This is a genomic window from Paraoerskovia marina DSM 21750 (assembly GCF_000701465.1).
Lineage (GTDB): Bacteria > Actinomycetota > Actinomycetes > Actinomycetales > Cellulomonadaceae > Paraoerskovia > Paraoerskovia marina.
In genome coordinates, this window is the sequence record NZ_KL370784.1 from 18,310 (window position 1) to 38,263 (window position 19,954).

Genomic DNA, 19,954 nt, shown 5'->3' on the forward strand with positions numbered 1-19,954 from the left:
CGCCTGATTGTGCTCCGACTAGGGTGGTGGTGCGACCGCGTCGCGCCCACTGGACGCCCGCGGCCCACGAAACCACGTGCTCGCGCACCCGTACCGCCACCGGAAGGACCCCGATGATCGAGCTCCGCACCCCCCGTGAGATCGAAGAGATGCGCCCGGCGGGAGCGTTCGTCGCGCAGGTCCTGACCGAGATCCGGGAGACGACGCGCGTCGGCACCAACCTGCTCGAGATCGACGCACTCGCCCACCAGCGCATCCGGGAGCGCGGCGCCGAGTCCTGCTACATCGACTACCACCCGTCCTTCGGCGCAAGTCCGTTCGGCAAGGTCATCTGCACGTCGGTCAACGACGCGGTGCTGCACGGGCTCCCCCACGACTACGCGCTGCAGGACGGCGACCTCCTGACCATCGACTTCGCGGTCGCCGTGGAGGGCTGGGTGTCCGACTCGGCGCTGTCGTTCGTCGTTGGTGGCGCGAAGGGCGAGCGCGGCGCCAAGGACGAGCGTCTGATCACGACGTCCGAGGAGGCCCTGGCGGCCGGCATCGCCGCCGCCCAGCCCGGAGGCAAGATCGGCGACATCTCCGCGGCGATCGCCGAGGTCGGTCACGGCGCCGGCTACCGGATCAACACCGACTTCGGCGGGCACGGTGTGGGTCGCACGATGCACGGCGACCCGCACGTGCCCAACAACGGTCGCAAGGGCCGCGGCTTCCCGCTCCGCCCGGGCCTCGTCATCGCGATCGAGCCGTGGTTCCTCGAGACGACGGACGAGATCTACACCGACCCGGACGGCTGGACCCTTCGGTCGGCGGACGGCTCCCGCGGGGCGCACTCCGAGCACACGATCGCCATCACGGAGAACGGGCCGCTCGTCCTGACCGACCGCGGCTGACCGACGGGTCCGGCCGCCCGTGGCTCGTCGTCCGCCGGCTGCGGAACGGGACCGTCGGGCGAGACGGCGGAACGGGACCGTCAGACGAGGCTGCGGAGCACGCGTGCGGCCCCGAGCTCCTCGACCGTGCCGGTGACCTCGTCGGCCGCAGCCCTCACCGACTCGTCGGCGTGGCCCATCGCGACGCCGCGCGCGGCCCAGTCGAGCATCTCGATGTCGTTGTGCCCGTCCCCGACGGCGACCGTCCGGTCCGGCTGCACGTGCAGGATCCGGCGCAGGCGCTCCAGCGCGCTCGCCTTGGACACACCCTGCGGGGCCAGGTCCATCCACGCCGACCAGCCGATCGCGTACGTGACGTCCCCCAGGCCGAGGTGCGACGCCAGCTCGTGGAACTCCTCGCTCGTGTGGTCCACCGAGCGCACGACGACGCGGGTCACCTCCTGCGACCACAGCTCCTCGAAGGGGACGACGGTCTGGTCCCCGCCGAGCTCGTGCCCGGGGAAGGGCTTGTTCAGCCGGAAGCCCGCGCCGATCTCCTCGACGGCGTAGAGCGCGTCGGGCAGCTGCTCCGCGATCAGGCGCAGCGCGGGGCCCGGGTCGAACGTGACGACGTCGTCCAGCTCCCACCCGCCCGGCAGGTCCGGGTCGAGGCGCACGGTGACGGACCCGTTCGAGCAGACGGCGTACCCGGTCAGCCCGAGGGCCGCCGCGACGTCGAGCACCGCCACCAGCGACCGCCCGGTGGACAGCACCACGTGGTGCCCGGCGTCCCGGACCGCGGCGACGGCGTCGCGCGTCTCGTCGGCCAGGTGCTCGTCGTACGTCAGGAGCGTGCCGTCGATGTCGAGGGCGACGAGCATCGGGCGGGCGGGGGTCGCCGGGGCGGACGTCACCGTGCGACCGGTTCGAGCACCTCGAGCCCGCCGAGGTAGGGCCGCAGCCCCTCCGGGACGCGCACGGAGCCGTCGGCCTGCTGGTGGTTCTCGAGGATCGCGACGATCCAGCGGGTGGTGCCCAGGGTCCCGTTGAGCGTCGCGACCGGACGCGTGTCACCGCTCTCGCCCCGCTCGCGCACGTTCAGGCGGCGGGCCTGGAACTGCGTCGTGTTGGAGGTCGACGTCAGCTCGAGGTAGCGCTGCTGCGACGGCAGCCACGCCTCGCAGTCGAACTTGCGCGCGGCGCTCGTGCCGAGGTCGCCGGCCGCCGTGTCGATCACGCGGTACGGCAGCTCGACCTTGGCCAGCATCTCCTCCTCCCAGGCGAGCAGGCGCTGGTGCTCGGCCTCGGCGTCCTCGATGCGCGCGTAGGAGTACATCTCGACCTTGTGGAACTGGTGGACGCGGATGATGCCTCGCGTGTCCTTGCCGGCCGACCCTGCCTCGCGGCGGTAGCAGGCCGACCACCCGGCGTACCGACGCGGCCCGTCGGAGAGGTCGATGATCTCGTCGGCGTGGTACCCGGCCAGCGCGACCTCGCTGGTGCCGACCAGGTAGAGGTCGTCCTTCTCCAGCCGGTAGATCTCGTCCGAGTGCTCCCCGAGGAACCCGGTGCCCTGCATGACCTCGGGCCGCACGAGCGTCGGGGTGATCATGGGGGTGAAGCCGGCGGCGACGGCCTGGTCCATCGCGGCGTTGAGCAGCGCGAGCTCGAGGCGCGCGCCGATGCCCGTGAGGAAGTAGAAGCGCGCGCCGGAGACCTTGGCCCCGCGCTCGGTGTCGATCGCCTGCAGCCCCTCGCCGATCGCGAGGTGGTCGCGGACCTCGACGCCCTCGGCGGCGAAGTCGCGCGGCGTGCCCTCGTGGCGCAGGACGACGTAGTCCTCCTCGAGCCCGGCCGGTGCGCCCTCGACGACGTTCGGGATCTGCCGGAGCACGGTCGTGAGCGCGGCCTCGGCCTCGGTGGCCTCCGCCTGGCGGGCCTTGACGTCCGCGGCGAGCTGCTTGGTGCGGGCGAGCAGCTCCTGCTTCTCCTCCCCCTGGGCGCGAGCGACCTGCTTGCCCAGACCCTTCTGCTCGGCGCGCAGCTCCTCGAACTGGGCCAGTGCCGCACGACGGCGCGTGTCGGCCTCGAGGGCGGCGTCCACCAGGGACGGGTCGGCTCGGCGATCGCGCTGGCTCGATCGGATGGTCTCGGGGTCGCTCCGCAGCATCTTCAGGTCGATCACCCCCGCAGCCTAGCGAACACACCTGGACGGCGAGCGCGGCACCGCGGACTTCGAGGCCCCGGGCACTACGGTGGCCCCATGCTGCCCGAACACTGGTTCGCCCTCGCCGCGCTCGCCGTCGCCCTGGTCGCGCTCGGATTCTCGATCGCGAGCTGGTACACCTCACGCACCGCTGCACGCGCGCTGTCCGAGGTCGCCGCGCTCCCGCCGACGGCCGGTGCGGAGGGCGAGCTGATCGCGTTCGTCGCCAACCCGTCGAAGCCGGACGTCGCCGACTTCGAGGAGATCGCCCGGACCATGTGTCGCGAGGCCGCGCTCCCCGACCCGCTGTGGATCGAGACGACGCCCGACGACCCGGGCATCGGCCAGACCCGCGAGGCCCTCGAGAAGGGCGCCAAGCTGGTCGTCGCCGTCGGTGGCGACGGCACGGTCCGCGCGGTCGCCGAGGCGCTCGTCGACACGGGCACGCCGATGGCGCTCGTCCCCTCGGGCACCGGCAACCTGCTGGCCCGGAACCTCGACGTCCCGGTGGGTGACCACATACGCGCGTTGCGCCGCGTGATCGCCGGTGTCGACCGGACGATCGACGTCGGCTGGATGACGGTCACCGAGTGGGCCGAGGGCGAGGAGCCGGAGGACCCGGACGCCGAGTTCATCTTCCTCGTGATCGGCGGCCTCGGCTTCGACGCCGCGATGGTGGCCGACACCGACGACCAGCTCAAGGCCCGGATGGGGTGGATGGCCTACTTCTTCTCCGGGGTCCGCCACCTGCACGGGCGCCGCATGCGGACGCAGATCACGATCGACGACCACGAGCCGGTCGAGGCCAAGCTCCGCAGTCTCATGATCGGCAACTGCGGACGGCTTCCCGGCGGCATCAACCTGATCCCCGACGCGGTGATCGACGACGGCATCCTCGACGTCACCGCCATCGACACCCGCGGCGGGATCGCGGGGTGGGCCCAGCTCTTCGGCGAGGTCGTGATGCAGGGGTTCGGCGTCTCGAACGACCTGCCCGCCAAGATCGGCAAGATCGAGCACGCCCGCGCCCGGACCGTCACCGTGCGCGTCGAGGAGGGGCAGCAGGCCCAGGTCGACGGCGACCTGATCGGCAAGGCCGTCGAGCTCAAGGCACGCGTCCAGCCGTCCTCGCTGGTCGTGCGCACCGCCTGAGCGCGGCAAACCGTAGGCTGGGCGCGTGTCGTCGACTTCGAGCTCCCGAGCAACCCGCCTGCGCGTGGGGGTCCTGGCGATCCTCGGGGCGCTCCTGGGTCTCGTCGCCCTCCCGGCCCACGCCGCGACGTCGGACGACGGCGTCCCCGGCCCGGTCCTGCTCCTCGGCACCACGGGTGTGCAGTGGGAGGACGTGGGCCCCGAGACGACACCCCACCTCTGGGCGCTCGGGCAGGACGCCTCCGTGGGGAACCTCGTCGTCCGGAGCGTCATCAGCTTCACCTGCCCCTCCGAGGGGTGGCTCGCGGTCTCCGCGGGCAACCGTGCGGGCGACACCGAGAACCCCGACCTCTCGTCCTGCCGCACGCTCGAGGAGCCGGCCGACGGCGCAGCGGTGCCGGGCTGGGACGACTACTCGACGCTCGCCGCCGACTCGAACTTCGCCCCGCAGCTGGGGACCCTCGGCGAGGCGGTCGCCTCGAAGGGCCTGGCCGCGACCTCCGTCGGGCCGGGTGCCGCCATCGCCCTCATGGACGCCGACGGCGTCCCGGTCGGCGAGCACGTCGTCGCCCCGCCCGCGGACGAGGCGTTCGGCGAGGCCGTGGGTGAAGCCCTCGCGACGTCGGACCTCGTGGTGGCCGACGCGGGCTCGTTCCGTGAACCCGGCTTCCCGCTGATCCCCCGGGGCGAGGACGACGTCCCCGCCGACGAGGACGACGACCCCGAGCCGCAGGCCGGCCCGGACGAGCCCGACCTCGACGACCGCGCCGCCGACCTCACCGCGCTCGACGCCCGGATCGGGGCAGTGCTCGACGCCGCCGCCGACGCCCGCGCCGACGGGCTCGACCCCACGATCCTCGTCGCCTCCGTCGCCGACGCCTCCCGCTCGCCCCGCATGCAGGTGCTCGCCGCCTCCGGCCCCGCCGCCGACGGCTCCTACGGCGAGAGCCTCCTGACGTCGCAGTCCACGCGCCAGGTCGGGTACACCCAGACCACGGACCTGCTCCCGACCCTGCGCGGGCTCCTCGACCTGACGCTGCCCGACGGCGTCGCGGTCGGCTCCCCCGTCACCCCCACCGACGGCCCGGACACGGGCACCGCGCGGATGGACAATCTGGTCGACCAGGGTGTGCACGCCGTCGCGATCCGTCCCCTCGTCGGTCCGTTCTACGCGATCTTCGTCGTCGTGAACCTGCTCCTGTACGCCGGCGTGACCGTCGGGCTCAGCCGCCGGGTGCTGTCCCGGGTCGGCGAGACACCCGCCAGCGACGCGCAGCCGGGCGACGACACGTTCGTCGGTCGCCTCGCCCGCCGGATGCGCGCCCACCCCAGCGGGGTGCTGCGCGCGATGCAGGCCGCCGCGGTCGCCGTCGCGGCGCTCCCGGTCTCCACCTATCTCGCCAACCTCACCCCGTGGTGGCGGGTGTCCGGCGCCGGCTGGGCGCTGACCGGGCTCGTCGTCGCGTGGGTCGCCGTCATCACGGTCATCGTGATCGCGCCCGTCTGGCAGCGGTGGCTGCTCGGGCCGCTCGGGGCGGTCGCCGCCCTCACGGCCGCGGTGATCGCGCTCGACGTCGCAACCGGCGCGCGCCTGCAGATCTCGTCCCTGATGGGCGTGCAGCCCATGGTCGCCGGGCGGTTCTACGGGTTCAACAACACCGCCTTCGCACTGTTCGCGACGTCGACGATCCTCTTCGCGGTCGCGGTCGCCAACCCGTTGGTGCTGCGCGGACGCCGGGGTCTCGCGGCGCTGTGCGTCGCCGTGATCGGGCTGGTCGCCGTCGTCCTCGACGGTCTCCCCAGCATCGGTGCCGACTTCGGCGGCCCCCCGGCGCTCGTCCCGGCGTTCGCGCTGCTCACCCTCTTCGCCGGGGGCGTCCGGATCACGTGGCGGCGGGTGCTCGGGATCCTCGTCGCCGCCGTCGTCGTCGTGTCGTCGTTCGCCGTCGTGGACTGGCTGCGCCCGCCGGACGACCGCACGCACCTCGGACGCTTCGTCCAGACGGTGATCGACGGCGGCCTGTGGGACGTCGTCGCCCGCAAGCTCGAGCAGAACCTGCAGATCCTCTTCGGCAACGCCCTCACGCTCGTCGCGATCGCCGGGATCCTGCTCGTGGTGCTCGTCCTCGGCAAGCCGCTACGGCTCGCCGCGACCCAGCCCGACGGCGGGGCGTACAAGTGGCTGTCCAACGGAACCCCGCTGACGCAGCTCGGCCAGGACGCGCCGATGCTGCGGCCGGGCCTGATCTCCCTGACGGTCGCGCTCGGGATCGGGTTCGCGGTCAACGACTCGGGCGTCGTGATCCCGGCGACGGGCATCGCGATCGCCGTGCCGCTGCTCGTGGCCGTCTACGTGAACTGGCTGCGCGTGGTGCGCAACCGCGCCACCGCGGACGAGGCCCGCGCGGGTCAGGCGGAGACGGACGAGCCCGGCGAGGTCAGCCGCGGCCGGTGACGGCGCCGACGGCGGCACGCGTCCGGCGTGCTGCCAGTGCCATCTGCACGTCGCGGTACTGCGCCGCGCGGTGCATCTGCCCCTTGAGGTCCGTGCCCGACGCGCGGTGGCGCAGGTCGCACGGAACCTCGACGGCCACGTAGCCCTGGCGGAGCAGGTCGATCGTCATGCCGGTCTCGACGCCCCAGCCGCGCGCGAGCGGTGTCGCGGCCTCGAAGGCCTGGCGCGTCATGCAGCGCATGCCCGACAACGGCTGGGTGGGGGTCCACCCCGTGAGCCGGTGGATGCCACGGCGAGCCGCGCCGACGACGATGCCCCGACCGCCGGCACCGGGCTGCGGAGGCAGCAGGGCGATCGCGATGTCCGCGACCCCCTCGAGGACCGGGGCGATCAGCGGGGCGGTGTTGACCGCCGACCCGCTGAGGTCGCCGTCGATGAAGAGCAGCAGGCGTGCGGCACGGTCGGCCACGTCGCGCATGCCCACGACGGCGGCGCCCGTCTCCATCGCCGCGGCCTTGCCCCGGTTGTGGGAGTGACGGACGACGACGGCCCCGGCCTCACGTGCGACGTCCTGCGTGTTGTCGTCGCTGCCGTCGTCGACCACGAGGACGAGGTCGACGTGCGGGATGGCGCGCGCTGCACGGACGGTCTCCGCGATGCGGCGGGACTCGTCCTTCGCCGGGATGATCGCGGCGACACGCTGCCGGTGCCGGCCCGCGGGCGGTCGCGGGGACTTCGCCACGGGGTCGGGCACGCTCGAGGTCGCGTACCCGGCGGCGTCAGGGCTGCCGGGCACGGGCCCGTCCGAACTTTGCGCGTTCACACCAATCATCCTAGTCAGGCCAAGAGAGCGTCGACGAATGCCACGCGGATGGTCCGTGGAGGTTCTGAGAAAGGCCCGGGACGGGTCAGCGCAGCGTCACCTGTCGCGCGACGATGCCGGCGCGGGCGCGGCGCTCGTTGGCGTCCAGCGGCTCCGTGATCGCGAGGACCTCGTCCAGCTTCGCACGGAACGCGACCGCAGGCTCCTCGAGCTCGGCCGCCTGCGTCCCCCGCGGGAACTCCCAGACGGGGACCGACAGACCCGACGCGCGGAACGCGCCGATGAACTTGCCCGAGCCGAGGCCAGAGTCGCGACGCGCCTGCAGGCGGGCGATCGCGTCGATCAGGGTCTCCTCGTCGTACGGGAACGCCCAGCGCAGGAACTCGCGGCTCATCTCGCACCAGTACGCGGACTCGACCGAGTCCAGCTTCACCGTCGGGATCAGGCCCTCGGCGGACTCGGCGATCGCCTCGCGGGTCTCAGCCGTGACCTCGTCCTCGGGGTCGAGCCAGAAACCGAGGTCCTCGTGCATCGTCACCTCGAACGGCACCGAGAGGTCGAGGATGTCCTGAAGGCGCGGACCCTCGCCCGGCAGACCACCGCTCGGCAGCGCGGTCCCCGGCTCCGTGTCGGCCGCGGCAAGGATCGTGGCCGCGAGGTCCCGGGACGTGTCGCCCGAACCCGCCAGCGTCTGCAGCGCGATCTGGATCACGCCGTCCGTGCGGTGGATCGCCGTCACGCCGTCGGGCAGGACGGTGCAGACCTGGATGTCCTTGGCACCGTGCTCGGCCGTCGTCCGCGCCGTCGCCGTCGCGGCGGGCACGACCTCACGCATCGCGACCCAGTCGGTCTCGCCGGGCAGGCCCTCGAAGGGGCGGAGGACGAAGTTCGATGCGGAGTGCTTGACCATGCCCCCGAGTCTATCCGGGCGACGCTGACTCCAGCACCGGCGGTCGAGCCGGTGCAGCCCCGGCGGTCGAGCTCGTCGAGACCCCGTCGGTCGAGCTCGTCGAGACCCCGTCGGTCGAGCTCGTCGAGACCCCGGTTTCGACAGGCTCAACCAGCACCGGCGGTCGAGCTCGTCGAGACCCCGGTTTCGACGAGCTCAACCGGCGGACGGTCTGACCTGCCGCGTCGCCCCGTTCGGTGGCAGTATCGGGGACATGGATCCCCGCGCCGGTACCCCCGCCCAGCCGTCCGACCTGATCGACGTCGACGCCGTCGTCGGTGCCTACTACGACCTCGTGCCCGACCTCGACGATCCTGCACAGCGCGTGGTCTTCGGCACCTCGGGCCACCGGGGGTCGAGCCTGGACCACGCCTTCAACGAGGCGCACATCATCGCGACGACCCAGGCGATCGTGGAGTACCGCCGCTCGCAGGGGACCGACGGTCCGCTCTACATCGGCCGCGACACGCACGCCCTGTCCGAGCCGGCATGGCGGACGGCCATCGAGGTCCTCGGCGCGGCAGGGGTGGAGACCTACGTCGACGCGCGCGACTCGTGGACGCCCACCCCGGCCGTCTCGTTGGCGATCCTCACGCACAACGGCGCTGCGACGTCGGACGGCGTGCGCACCCACGGCCCCGGGCTCGCCGACGGGATCGTGGTCACCCCGTCCCACAACCCACCCCGCGACGGCGGCTTCAAGTACAACCCCCCGCACGGCGGGCCAGCAGGGTCGGAGGCGACCAGCTGGATCGCGGACCGTGCCAACGAGATCCTGCGCAGCGGCGTCGGACAGGTCCGGCGCATGCCGTTCGAGCAGGCGATTGCCGCCGAGACGACGCGCAAGCACGACTTCCTGACGTCCTACGTCGACGACCTGTCGAACGTCGTCGACATGGACGTGATCCGCAGCTCCGGGGTACAGATCGGGGCAGACCCGCTCGGCGGCGCAGCCGTCGAGTACTGGGGCGAGATCGCGGAGCGCTACGACATCGACCTGACCGTGGTGAACCCGGAGGTCGACCCGCGCTGGTCGTTCATGACGCTCGACTGGGACGGCAAGATCCGGATGGACTGCTCGTCGCCGTCGGCGATGGCGTCGCTCGTCTCCAAGATGGTCTCGACAGGCTCGACCGACGGAGGCGGGGCGCCGTTCGACATCGCGACGGGCAACGACGCGGACGCGGACCGCCACGGCATCGTCACGCCCGACGCGGGCCTGATGAACCCGAACCACTTCCTCGCGGTCGCGATCCACTACCTCTACGGCGGAGCCCGCCCGGGATGGGGCGACGGCGCCGCGATCGGCAAGACGCTCGTCTCGTCCTCGCTCATCGACCGCGTGGGTGCCTCGCTGGGGCGACGCGTCATCGAGGTTCCGGTCGGCTTCAAGTGGTTCGTCCCCGGGCTGCTCGACGGGTCCGTCGGGTTCGGTGGCGAGGAGTCCGCGGGAGCCTCGTTCCTGCGCTCGGACGGTCGCGTGTGGACCACTGACAAGGACGGCATCCTTCTGGCACTGCTCGGCTCCGAGATCCTCGCCTCGACCGGCAGGACGCCGTCCCAGCACCACGCCGAGCTCGTCGCGGAGCACGGAGAGTCCTGGTACGCCCGCGTCGACGCACCCGCCACGCTGGACGAAAAGGCCACGCTCGCCAAGCTCTCGCCCGAGCAGGTCTCGGCAACGTCGCTCGCCGGTGAGGAGATCACCGCGAAGCTGACGTCGGCGCCGGGCAACGACGCACCGATCGGCGGCCTCAAGGTCACCACGGAGAGTTCGTGGTTCGCGGCACGCCCGTCGGGGACGGAGAACGTCTACAAGATCTACGCCGAGTCGTTCCGCTCGGCCGAGCACCTCGAGCAGGTGCAGGCCGAGGCGAAGGACGTCGTCTCCGCCGCGCTCGGCGGCTGAGTATGCGGGCCGGACACGTCACGACGCGCCGACGTGCGCTCGTCGCGCTCGCGGCGGGGTGCGTGCTTCTCGCCGGGTGCTCGACGCCGGACGACCCGGACGCCGGGACGAGCGCGACGTCGGCCGGTGAGACGGCCTCCGAGGCCGGCACGCTCGCCGAGGCCTCCGTCGACGCGGTCGACGCCGTCGGACGCGGTGCCGCGATCTCCGCGCAGCGCAACGGCGACGCGTGGGACGTGATCGTGTCCAGCCATGCGGGTCAGACCTGGCAGGTCACGGGCCTTCCGGACGACGACGCGACGGCCGCGGAGGTCGAGGTCAGCGACGAGGTCGCCGAGGTGAACGGGCGCGTCCGCACAGTGCTGGACACGGCTCCCCTGCTTGACGAGCGTGCCGAGGAGATCGTCTCGTCCGCCGACGGCGAGCCGGTCGACTCGGTCGTGCTGGAGGAGCGTGGGGACGAGACCGTCTGGGCCGTGACGACGGTGGACGGGACGACGTCGGACGTCACCGCGACGTCGTAGTCGTCACCGCACCGCGTCACCGCACCGGGTCACCGCACGAGGTCGGCGTACTCCGGGTGTCGGTCGATGTACGTGGCGTAGAACGAGCAAGCCGGGACGACCGTCAGGCCCGCGGCGCGGGCGTCGTCGAGCGACGTCTTCGCGAGCGCCGACGCGATCCCCTGGCCGCCGTGCTCGGGCGGCACGACGGTGTGCGGGAAGACGATCGTGTCGCCGTCGCGGCGGTAGGCGGAGTATCCGACGACCTCACCGGCGGGGGTGCGTGCCTCGTACTGGCCGGACTCGGGGGCGTCGACGACGGTGTACTCGAGTGTGCTCATGCCGGGCCAACGCCCGGGGGCGCGGATTCCTTCCCCGGCACCACGGCCGGCGCTCGCAGGGCAGGGTCACGAACACCGGCGATACTGGGACGGTGGTCCAGAATCCGTCCGACGCGCCCGACACCCCCGGTGCACCGTCCCTCCCTCCGCGCCGCACCAACCCGTACGCGGCCGTCCTGCGCACCCCGGGTGCCGCCAAGTTCTCCGCGGCCGCGGTCCTCGCGCGCCTGCCGATGTCGATGCTCGGCATCGGCACCGTCCTCATGGTCGAGTCGCTGTACGACTCGTACGCCCTCGCGGGGCGCGTCTCGGCGACGCTGATCCTGGCCCAGGCCCTCGTCTCGCCGCAGGTCGCGCGGATCGTCGACCGGCACGGCCAGCGCCGCGTGATGCTGCCGCTGATCTTCCTGGCGGCGCTCGGGCTCGGTGGTCTGATCGTCACCGGGATCATGCGCGGCCCCGAGCCGCTGCTGTACCTGACCGCCGCCGTCGCGGGCGGTGCGTCGGGGTCGTTCGGGTCGTTCGTCCGTGCCCGGTGGTCCTACGTCCTGACCGACCCGAAGACGCTGCACACCGCCTACTCCCTCGAGTCCGCGCTCGACGAGTTCGTCTTCGTCGTCGGGCCCGCGGTCGTGACGATCCTCGCGACGACGGTCGCTCCCCCGGCGGGACTCGTCGTCCCCCTGGTCGCCGCGTTCGTCGGCGGCTGGTGGTTCCTGTCGCAGCGCAGTACCGAGCCACCCCCCGTGCCACCCGTCGAGGGCGTGCGCACGACGTCGGCCATGCGGCAGTCCGGGATGGTCCCGCTCGTCCTGGTCTTCATCGCGATGGGGACCGTGCTCGGGGGCGTCGACGTCGCGACGATCGCGTTCGCGGAGGAGCAGGGTGTCCCCGGGATGGCGGGGATCGTGCTGGCGATCTTCGCGCTCGGCTCGCTGACGTCCGGCCTCGCGTACGGCGCGAAGCACTGGGTCTCGCCGCTGTGGCGTCGGTTCGTCATCGGGGTGGTGCTGCTCGCGGTCGGGACGTCGCTGTTCTCGTTCGCCCACACCCTGCCGGCGCTCGCCGCGATCATGTTCGTCGCCGGGTTCGCGATCGCGCCGACGCTGATCAACGGCAATGCGCTCGTGCAGAACCTCGTGCGCCCGTCCCAGCTCACCGAGGGTCTGGCCTGGGTGGGTACGTCGCTCGGCATCGGGGTCTCGATCGGGGCCTCGCTCACGGGTGCGCGGGTCGACGTCGGTGGCGCTGCCGCCGGGTTCCACGTCGTCATGGCCGGTGGCGCGGTCTCCGTGATCGTCACCCTGATCTCGTTGCGGAGCCTGCGCAAGGACCGGTCGACGGAGCAGATCCGGACGGCCTGACTCCAACGTCACAGCCGATCCGGCTGCGTGGAGGCCTGACGAGGAGCAGAGTGGGAGGTACCCCATTCTCTCGGAGGTCGTTCCATGCCCTTGAAAATCGGCCGCGCTCCCCAGGACAAGCGCAACCGCACCGTCGCCGACCTGCTGGTCGCGCAGCTCGTGGAAGCCGGGGTGAGGCACATCTACGGCATCGTCGGCGACAGCCTCAACCCGGTCGTCGACGCCGTGCGCCGCTCCAACGCCAACGGCACGGGCATCGAGTGGGTGCACGTCCGCCACGAGGAGGCTGCCGCGTTCGCCGCGGCGGCCGAGGCCGAGATCACGGGGCAGCTCGCCGTCTGTGCGGGCTCGTGCGGGCCCGGCAACCTGCACCTGATCAACGGCCTCTACGACGCGAACCGCAACAACGTCCCGGTGCTCGCGATCGCCTCGCACATCCCGAGCGCCCAGATCGGCACCGAGTTCTTCCAGGAGACGCACCCGGACCGGCTCTTCGTCGAGTGCTCGGTGTACTCGGAGATGATCTCGTCGGCCAAGCAGGCCCCGCGGGTCATCAACTCCGCGATCCACCATGCGTTCGCGGGTCCCGGCGTCTCCGTCCTGACGATTCCCGGCGACGTCGCCGACCTTGACGCGGACGCAGCCGTCTCCGACGTCGCGCTCCCCCCGTCCCCGCCGCGCGTCATCCCCAACGCGGACGCCGTCCGCGAGCTCGCCGAGGCGATCGACGCCGCGGAGAAGGTCACGATCTTCGCCGGAGCCGGCGTGCGCGGGGCCCGCGACGAGGTGCTGGCGCTCGCGGAGAAGATCGCCGCTCCCGTCGGGCACTCGCTGCGCGGCAAGGAGTGGATCCAGTACGACAACCCGTACGACGTCGGGATGTCGGGCCTGCTGGGGTACGGCGCCTGCCAGGACGCGATGGAGGGGGCCGACCTCCTCCTGCTCCTCGGCACGGACTTCCCGTACGACCAGTTCTTGCCCGACGACGTCCGCACCGCCCAGGTGGACACCGACCCCGCCCACCTCGGGCGCCGCACCCGGCTCGACCTCGCGGTCGTCGGGGACGTGGCGGAGACCCTCCGGCTCCTGCTCCCGCAGGTCCAGGAGAGCCGCTCGCGCAAGTTCCTCGACGGCAAGGTGAAGGCGCACCGCAAGGCGATGACCGGCGTCGTGGGGGCGTACACCAAGAACGTCGAGAAGGCGGTGCCGATCCACCCCGAGTTCGTCGCGGACCAGCTCGACCAGCTCGCGGGCGACGACGCCGTCTTCACCGTCGACACGGGGATGTGCAACGTCTGGGCGGCGCGCTACCTGACGCCCAACGGCCGGCGGCGCGTGATCGGCTCGTTCAAGCACGGCTCGATGGCGAACGCCGTCCCGCACGCGATCGGCGCGGCCTTCGCGGCACGGGCTGCCGGCGACGAGCGCGACATCATCGCGATGGCCGGCGACGGCGGACTGTCGATGCTGCTCGGCGAGCTCATCACCATCAAGGCGTACGACCTGCCGATCACCGTCGTGCTGTTCGACAACGCCACGCTGGGCATGGTGCGTCTGGAGATGCTGGTCGACGGCCTGCCGTCGTTCGGCACCGACTCCCCGGAGATCGACTACGCCGCGATCGCGAACGGCGTGGGCATCCCGTCGCAGCGCGTCACGGACCCCAAGGCCGTGAAGTCGGCGCTCTCGAAGGCGCTGGCGACGCCCGGGCCGTCGCTCGTGGACGTCGTCACGGACCCGCGGGCGCTCTCGATCCCCCCGACGATCAGCGCCGGCCAGGTCCGCGGGTTCGCCGCCGCGCTGACCAAGGAGGTGCTCGGCGGAGGCATGGGCGAGGCCGTGTCGATGGCACGGTCGAACCTGCGCAACGTCCCGCGCCCGTAGTCCTCCGGCACGGCACAGCAGAACGCCGCCGACCCTCTCGAGGGTCGGCGGCGTTCGTGCGTCAGGAGAGCCGGGTCAGGAGTCGGCGGCGTCCCCCATCGTGGACTCGACGAACTTGCCACGCTTGACCTGGACGTCGTCGCGCATCGCCTCGAGCTCCATCCCCTTGGTCTCGGGGACCCGGAAGTACACGAAGACCAGCGAGAGGACCGCCATCGCCGCGTAGAACCCGTAGGCGAACGTCAGCGAGAAGGACGCCATCGCGGGGAACGTCATCGTGATGGCGAAGTTCGCGAGCCACTGCGCCGCGGCGGCGACCGCGAGCGCCGTCGCACGGATCCGGTTGGGGAACATCTCGCCGAGCAGCACCCAGACGATGGGGCCCCAGGTTGCACCGAAGAAGACGACGAACGCGTTGGCCCCGACCACGGCGACGGTGTCCCAGTTGCCGCTGAACGCGACGTCGTCGCCGGTCCCGGTGGCCTGCGAGAACGCGATCGCCATGAGGCCGAGCGAGATCGCCATGCCGGTGGATCCGACGAGGAGCATGAGTCGGCGTCCGACGCGGTCGACGAGCATGATCGCGATGATCGTGACGACGATGTTGGTCACCGACGTGATCGTCGAGGTGAGGAACGCCTGGTCGGAGTCGAACCCGACGGACTGCCAGAGCGTCGTCGAGTAGTAGAAGATCACGTTGATGCCGACGAACTGCTGGAACACGGAGAGCAGGATGCCGGTCCAGACGATCGGCTTGAGCCCGAACGCGGACCCGCGCAGGTCGCCGAGAGACTGCTTGTCCTCGATGTGCAGGGTCTCGCGGATCTCGTCGATCTTGTGGTCGACGTCCTGCTCGCCCGAGAAGGTCCGCAGCACCTCGGCGGCTTCCTTGTCGCGTCCCTTGTTGACGAGGTAGCGCGGCGACTCCGGGAGGCGGAGTGCGGCGAGTCCGTAGATCGTGGCGGGCACGATCTCGACGAGGAACATCCAGCGCCACGCCTCCTGGCCCAGCCACAGCTGCTCACCGGCACCGCCGGCGACGCCCTGCAGGAGCTGGTCGGAGAGGAGCGCGGCGAAGATGCCGAGCACGATCGCCATCTGCTGCAGCGAGCCGAGACGCCCGCGGAACTTCGACGGCGAGACCTCGGCGATGTACGCGGGGGCGATCACGGACGCGGCACCGATGGCCAGACCGCCGATGATGCGCCAGAGCATCAGGTCGTAGGCACCGACGGCCAGGCCCGAGCCGAGCGCGGAGACGATGAAGAGGATGGCGGCCAGCACCATGACGCGGATGCGTCCGTACTTGTCGGCCAGCGAGCCTGCGAACCAGGCGCCGACGGCGCAACCGAGGAGGGCCGAGGCGACGACGAAGCCCGCGAAGGTGTCGTTGCTCATCCCGAAGTCTTCGCGCAGGGCGTCGACGGCACCGTTGATCACGGACGAGTCGAACCCAAAGAGGAACCCGCCGAGCGCGGCTCCGATACTGATCCCGACGACGCGCCTGTTCAGTCGCGTGGTCTGTACACCCCCGGGTGAATCGCTCACCGTACGCCTCCTCGTTCGTGCGTGGGCCTTGTCGGCCCCTGCTCCGTCGAACACTAACGGGGGGCTATTCCGCTCGCCTGGGGAGAACTTGTGAGCCTCGCCATGGTGGTTCTCACCAGATCTCCCCAGGTCCGGGCGGTCCTGGGCGTCGCGTCAGAGTAGCGCGCAGACGGAGCCGGCCTTGGTGTGGCCCCACGTGACGTCGCGCCAGAAGGTCGCGTTGTAGCCGCTGTTCTGGGTCTGGTAGAACCACGTGCTCAGCGTCTGCCCGGCGCTCAGCGAGCGCTCGGAGGAGGTCGCCCGGGTGCTCCCGGTCGGGCACCCGCTCGCCGAGGGCGAGATCTGGTAGAGCCGGACGAACCCGCGGGTGGAGCTCGACGCCGTGTACGTGCCCCGGATCGTGCTGCCCGAGTCGGAGATGCAGATCTTCCCGCCGGAGACGTACGCACAGCGGTTGCCGGAGGCGAGACGGGCCTGCGGTGCCGCGTCGATCCCGCGGGCGGGTTTGGCGGCGGACTCCGCGGCCTCCTCGCCGCAGTCCTCCACGGCCCGGACGACGGGCATCGCCAGGTCGGCCGGCGCCCCGATCTGCGCGTTGGCGTCGGCGTCCACGACGAGCTCGACCGACGACTCGACCACCGTGCACCCCGGTGACGGGTCGTCGGCCCGCAGGCGCGCGTCGTCGGTGACGGCCTGCGCCCAGGCCCGCCACTCGGCGTCGGAGGACTCCGCGGTCGGCACGCCCGGGATCGGCTCGCCCTGCGACGGCGAGCTCCCGTCTACGTCGGCGGGCTCGGGCCCGGAGACCGCCCCCGCGACCGTGGGCGTCAGCACGAGCGCTACGGCTGCGGTCAGTGCGGTCAGTGTCTTTCGCATGTCACTCCATCGTGGTCTGCTCTGCGGGAACGGTGACGACGGTGCTGTCGGTCACCACGGTGATGCTGTCAGCGGGACTGGTTCCCGGCCACCAGGCCGTGAACCACCCGTCCTGCACGGTCGCCTCGACGACGAGGCCCGCCTCGTTCTCGATGCTGACCTCGGTCACGGCGTCGCCGACGGCACCGACGACGGAGACGACCTCCCCGTCACCGGCGCCCCAGGCCTGCGCCCCGGCGTCGTAGACCACGACGTCGTCCGGCCCGGCGGGAGCCGGGAGCGCCCCCGTGGTGGCGGTCCCCGCGGTCGGCACGTCGCTGCCGGTCAGGCACTGGGCGATCCGACCGTCGTCGGCATAGACCGCCAGGACGTAGGAGCCACGCTGCTCGAGGACCCGCTCCGTCCCGCCCTCGGCCGCGGCGGGCGCGCACTGCGTCTCGGCCGTCGCGAGCGCCGACGCGGTCGCTGCCACGGGGGTCGCCTCCCAGGTCGCGTAGGCGACGGTGCCCGACGGGCCGAGCACGGCGACGCCGACGAACACGAGTGCGACGGCGGCCGCACCGGCCGCGGCCACGGCGGCCGGACGACGTCGTGGGACCGGGCGGGGCTCGGGGACGGGCTGGGCGACGGTCCGTGCGAGCAGCGCACGCGCGGGCAGCGAGTCCGGGTCGGCGACCACGTCACGCGCGGGGTCAGTGGCGGCGAGTGCCTGCAGGACGGGTGAGTCGTTCATGATCGTGCCCCCTGAACGTCGGCCCGCCGCGTCGTCGCGGCGAGCATCGTGCTGAGTCGGCGTCGCGCCCGGTGCAGCCGGACGAGGTACGCCCTGGAGGAGCAGCCGAGAACCTGGGCAGCCTCGGCGGTCTCGAGCTCTTCCCAGACGGCCAGGGAGAGCACCTCCTGGTCGGCGGCGCGCAGGCGACCGAACGCCTCCACGACGTCGGTGCGGAGCGCGACCTCGTCGGCGAGGTCGGACGGCGGCAGGGGTGGCTCGGCGTCCATGCGGATCTGGAGGGACTCCCAGCGTCCGAGCCCCCGCAGCTGGGTGCGCATGACGTTGTAGGCGATGGCGAAGAGCCAGGGCCGCACGTGCGTGGGCTCGGGATCGAAGCGCCGCCAGGCGGTCGCGAAGGTGTCGGCGACGACGTCGTCGACGATCCGGGACGGAGCACGACGGGCGACGAACCGGGTCAGCTCGCCGTAGTGGGCGCGGAACGCCTCGCTGAACCGCTCCTCGCGGTCGCCCATCGCCTGTCCCTCTCGGTCGGTGTACCCCTGCTCCCCCTGCGTTGCCGGCACCGGCATCGTGGTTACACCCCGCTGTCGAGAAATCTCAGGACCCATCCTGCGGACACTCTAGGCAACCTGCGGCAATCGGTCCGGTACGGCCGCGCACCCGTGCTATCCAGGGAGGATGACCGTCGAACACCTCGTCCTCATGGGCGTCGCAGGCTCGGGCAAGACCACCGTCGCGGAGATCCTCACGGAGCGGACCGGCCGGCCGTACGCCGAGGCGGACGACTTCCACCCGGCGGAGAACGTCGCGAAGATGCAGGCCGGGACACCGCTGGACGACGCAGACCGGGCACCCTGGCTCGCCGCGATGCGCGACTGGTTGACGACACAGGCGGACGCCGGGCGGTCCACGGTCGTCACGTGCTCGGCACTGCGCCGCCCATACCGGGACACCCTCCGCGAGGCGCGCGGACGCGTGCGGTTCGTCCACCTCGACGGCTCCCCCGACCTCCTCGCCGAGCGGATCGGCGCGCGCGCCGGGCACTTCATGGGCGCCGGGATGCTGGCCTCCCAGCTCGAGACGCTCGAGCCCCTCGACCCGGACGAGGACGGCATCCGCCTCGACGTCGCGGCGGCACCGCACGAGCTGGCCGACGCCGCGCTCGCGCCCCGGGACAGCGGGTCGTCGCCGACGGACTAGCCGACCGTCACGCCGAACACGAGTCCCAGCCCGTACGTGACGGCGGCGGCCCCCAGCCCGATCGCGAGCTGACGCAGCGCCCGCGTCACGGGCGAGGTGCCCGAGAGCAGCCCCGTCGTCGCGCCGGTGAGGATCAGCGCCACGCTGACCAGGCCCGTCGCGGTCAGCACCGCAGCGATCCCCGTCATGCCGAACAGGTACGGCAGCACCGGGATCAGCGCGCCGGAGGCGAAGAAGCAGAAGCTCGACCAGGCAGCGCCCCAGGCGGTGCCGTGGGTCTCGTGGTCGTCATCCGTACCGGCCGGGACGATCGGCCGACCGGTCGCCGCGAGCATCTCGGCGGCGTGGGCCTCGGCCTCCTCGGGCGCCATACCGCGCGCCCGGTAGACGAGCGCGAGCTCGTTGGCGTCGACGTCCAGGCGTCCGACGGCGGCGCTCGCCTCGGGATCGGGCGTCGAGGCGTCGAGCAGCTCCCGCTGGGAGCGCACGGAGACGAACTCCCCCGCCGCCATCGACAGCGCGCCGGCGAGCAGGCCCGTGAGCCCGGAGATCAGGACCGTCGCGGCCCCGGCACCCGCCGCGCCGATGCCGAGCACCAGGGCGAGGTTTGAGACGAGTCCGTCGTTGGCCCCGAAGACGGCGGCGCGGAACGTGCCGGAGAGGCGGTTGCGGCCTCGCGTGGCGAGCCCGCGGACGACCTCGGCGTGGATCTGCTCGTCCGCCGCCATCGCGTCCGTCGCGTCGACGTCGGCGGCGTACTCCGACCGCCCCTCCGCCCGCTGGGCCAGGGCCAGGACGAAGACCCCGCCGAACCGCCGCGCGAGCCACGCGAGACCGCGGCTGCGCCAGTCGCCCCTCTGCGGCCGGCCCACGTCGTCGCCCAGCAGGTCGATCCAGTGCTGGGCGTGACGCTGCTCCGCGTCCGCGAGCGCCAGCAGGATGTCGCGCTCCTCCCCCGTGCGCCGGGACGCGAGGTCCGTGTACACCCCCGCCTCGGCACGCTCGTCGGCGAGGTACCTGCGCCAGCGCTTGACGTCGGCGGGCGTGCGGGAGCCGTTGCCGGACAGGCGCGGGTCGGTGGATCGGTCGTCGCTCACCCCTCCAGTGTCTGACTTTCGGCCCCGAGGCGCGTTCGG

General features: G+C 72.2%; 18 protein-coding genes. 8 read left to right on the forward strand and 10 right to left on the reverse strand.

The features are described 5' to 3' along the window. Positions 1–113: 113 nt before the first annotated feature. Positions 114–893 carry a type I methionyl aminopeptidase gene (map, locus tag Q343_RS0113380; RefSeq protein WP_029254066.1) on the forward strand — a complete coding sequence of 260 codons (780 nt, stop codon included), beginning with the start codon at positions 114–116 and terminating at the stop codon, positions 891–893. Positions 894–973: 80 nt separating this feature from the next. Here the strand turns inward: map and Q343_RS0113385 are convergent, their stop codons facing one another. After that, a complete protein-coding gene (locus Q343_RS0113385) occupies positions 974–1,786 on the reverse strand; it encodes an HAD family hydrolase (RefSeq protein ID WP_331713070.1) in 813 nt (270 codons plus the stop codon). Beyond that, on the reverse strand, positions 1,783–3,057 hold the full coding sequence (gene serS / locus Q343_RS0113390; RefSeq protein ID WP_029254068.1) for a serine--tRNA ligase: 1,275 nt from the start codon (positions 3,055–3,057) through the stop codon (positions 1,783–1,785). The genes Q343_RS0113385 and serS overlap by 4 nt, the downstream gene beginning before the upstream one ends. Before the next feature lie 78 nt (positions 3,058–3,135). Here serS and Q343_RS0113395 point away from each other — a divergent pair, with 78 nt between their 5' ends. Further along, a complete protein-coding gene (locus Q343_RS0113395) occupies positions 3,136–4,230 on the forward strand; it encodes a diacylglycerol/lipid kinase family protein (protein WP_029254069.1) in 1,095 nt (364 codons plus the stop codon). Positions 4,231–4,255: 25 nt separating this feature from the next. Continuing rightward, positions 4,256–6,685 (forward strand): hypothetical protein, encoded by a 2,430-nt coding sequence (locus Q343_RS0113400; protein WP_155990766.1) that lies wholly within the window; start codon positions 4,256–4,258, stop codon positions 6,683–6,685. Here Q343_RS0113400 and Q343_RS0113405 read toward each other — a convergent pair. Both Q343_RS0113405 and Q343_RS0113410 read right to left on the reverse strand, forming a co-directional pair. Beyond that, positions 6,669–7,439 (reverse strand): glycosyltransferase family 2 protein, encoded by a 771-nt coding sequence (locus Q343_RS0113405; RefSeq protein ID WP_052367265.1) that lies wholly within the window; start codon positions 7,437–7,439, stop codon positions 6,669–6,671. The two genes, Q343_RS0113400 and Q343_RS0113405, sit on opposite strands and share 17 nt — an antisense overlap. 154 nt (positions 7,440–7,593) lie before the next feature. Next, a complete protein-coding gene (locus Q343_RS0113410; protein ID WP_029254072.1) occupies positions 7,594–8,418 on the reverse strand; it encodes a DUF5926 family protein in 825 nt (274 codons plus the stop codon). 253 nt (positions 8,419–8,671) lie between these two features. Here Q343_RS0113410 and pgm point away from each other — a divergent pair, with 253 nt between their 5' ends. Together pgm and Q343_RS0113425 are read left to right on the forward strand one after the other, a co-directional pair. Then, positions 8,672–10,366 carry a phosphoglucomutase (alpha-D-glucose-1,6-bisphosphate-dependent) gene (gene pgm, locus Q343_RS0113420; RefSeq protein ID WP_029254073.1) on the forward strand — a complete coding sequence of 565 codons (1,695 nt, stop codon included), beginning with the start codon at positions 8,672–8,674 and terminating at the stop codon, positions 10,364–10,366. A 2-nt stretch (positions 10,367–10,368) separates the two neighbouring features. Continuing rightward, positions 10,369–10,890, forward strand: a complete 522-nt coding sequence (locus tag Q343_RS0113425; protein WP_029254074.1) for a hypothetical protein — start codon at positions 10,369–10,371, stop codon at positions 10,888–10,890. A gap of 29 nt (positions 10,891–10,919) precedes the next feature. Here Q343_RS0113425 and Q343_RS0113430 read toward each other — a convergent pair whose 3' ends face one another. After that, on the reverse strand, positions 10,920–11,210 hold the full coding sequence (locus Q343_RS0113430) for a GNAT family N-acetyltransferase (protein WP_029254075.1): 291 nt from the start codon (positions 11,208–11,210) through the stop codon (positions 10,920–10,922). A gap of 92 nt (positions 11,211–11,302) precedes the next feature. On the opposite strand from Q343_RS0113430, the gene Q343_RS0113435 reads away from it, so the two are divergent. Continuing rightward, positions 11,303–12,574, forward strand: a complete 1,272-nt coding sequence (locus Q343_RS0113435) for an MFS transporter (RefSeq protein WP_029254076.1) — start codon at positions 11,303–11,305, stop codon at positions 12,572–12,574. 84 nt (positions 12,575–12,658) lie between these two features. Beyond that, positions 12,659–14,458: a pyruvate dehydrogenase gene (locus Q343_RS0113440; protein WP_052367255.1), complete on the forward strand. Its 1,800-nt coding sequence runs from the start codon at positions 12,659–12,661 to the stop codon at positions 14,456–14,458. Positions 14,459–14,533: 75 nt separating this feature from the next. Here Q343_RS0113440 and Q343_RS0113445 read toward each other — a convergent pair whose 3' ends face one another. From Q343_RS0113445 to Q343_RS0113460, 4 genes are all read right to left on the reverse strand, one after another. Continuing rightward, complete coding sequence (locus Q343_RS0113445; RefSeq protein ID WP_052367256.1) at positions 14,534–16,006, reverse strand: sugar porter family MFS transporter; 1,473 nt, start codon at positions 16,004–16,006, stop codon at positions 14,534–14,536. Between the two features lie 153 nt (positions 16,007–16,159). Next, positions 16,160–16,882, reverse strand: a complete 723-nt coding sequence (locus Q343_RS0113450) for a hypothetical protein (RefSeq protein WP_029254079.1) — start codon at positions 16,880–16,882, stop codon at positions 16,160–16,162. A 1-nt stretch (position 16,883) separates the two neighbouring features. Continuing rightward, positions 16,884–17,615: a hypothetical protein gene (locus tag Q343_RS0113455; protein WP_029254080.1), complete on the reverse strand. Its 732-nt coding sequence runs from the start codon at positions 17,613–17,615 to the stop codon at positions 16,884–16,886. Beyond that, a complete protein-coding gene (locus tag Q343_RS0113460; RefSeq protein WP_162175495.1) occupies positions 17,612–18,181 on the reverse strand; it encodes an RNA polymerase sigma factor in 570 nt (189 codons plus the stop codon). Before Q343_RS0113460 ends, Q343_RS0113455 begins: the two co-directional genes overlap by 4 nt. Positions 18,182–18,296: 115 nt before the next feature. Between Q343_RS0113460 and Q343_RS0113465 the strand changes: the two genes are divergently transcribed. Beyond that, complete coding sequence (locus Q343_RS0113465) at positions 18,297–18,818, forward strand: gluconokinase (protein ID WP_043110124.1); 522 nt, start codon at positions 18,297–18,299, stop codon at positions 18,816–18,818. Here the strand turns inward: Q343_RS0113465 and Q343_RS0113470 are convergent. Then, positions 18,815–19,915, reverse strand: coding sequence for a VIT1/CCC1 transporter family protein (locus Q343_RS0113470; RefSeq protein WP_248616840.1), 1,101 nt, complete (start codon positions 19,913–19,915; stop codon positions 18,815–18,817). The genes Q343_RS0113465 and Q343_RS0113470 overlap by 4 nt on opposite strands. Positions 19,916–19,954: the final 39 nt, after the last annotated feature.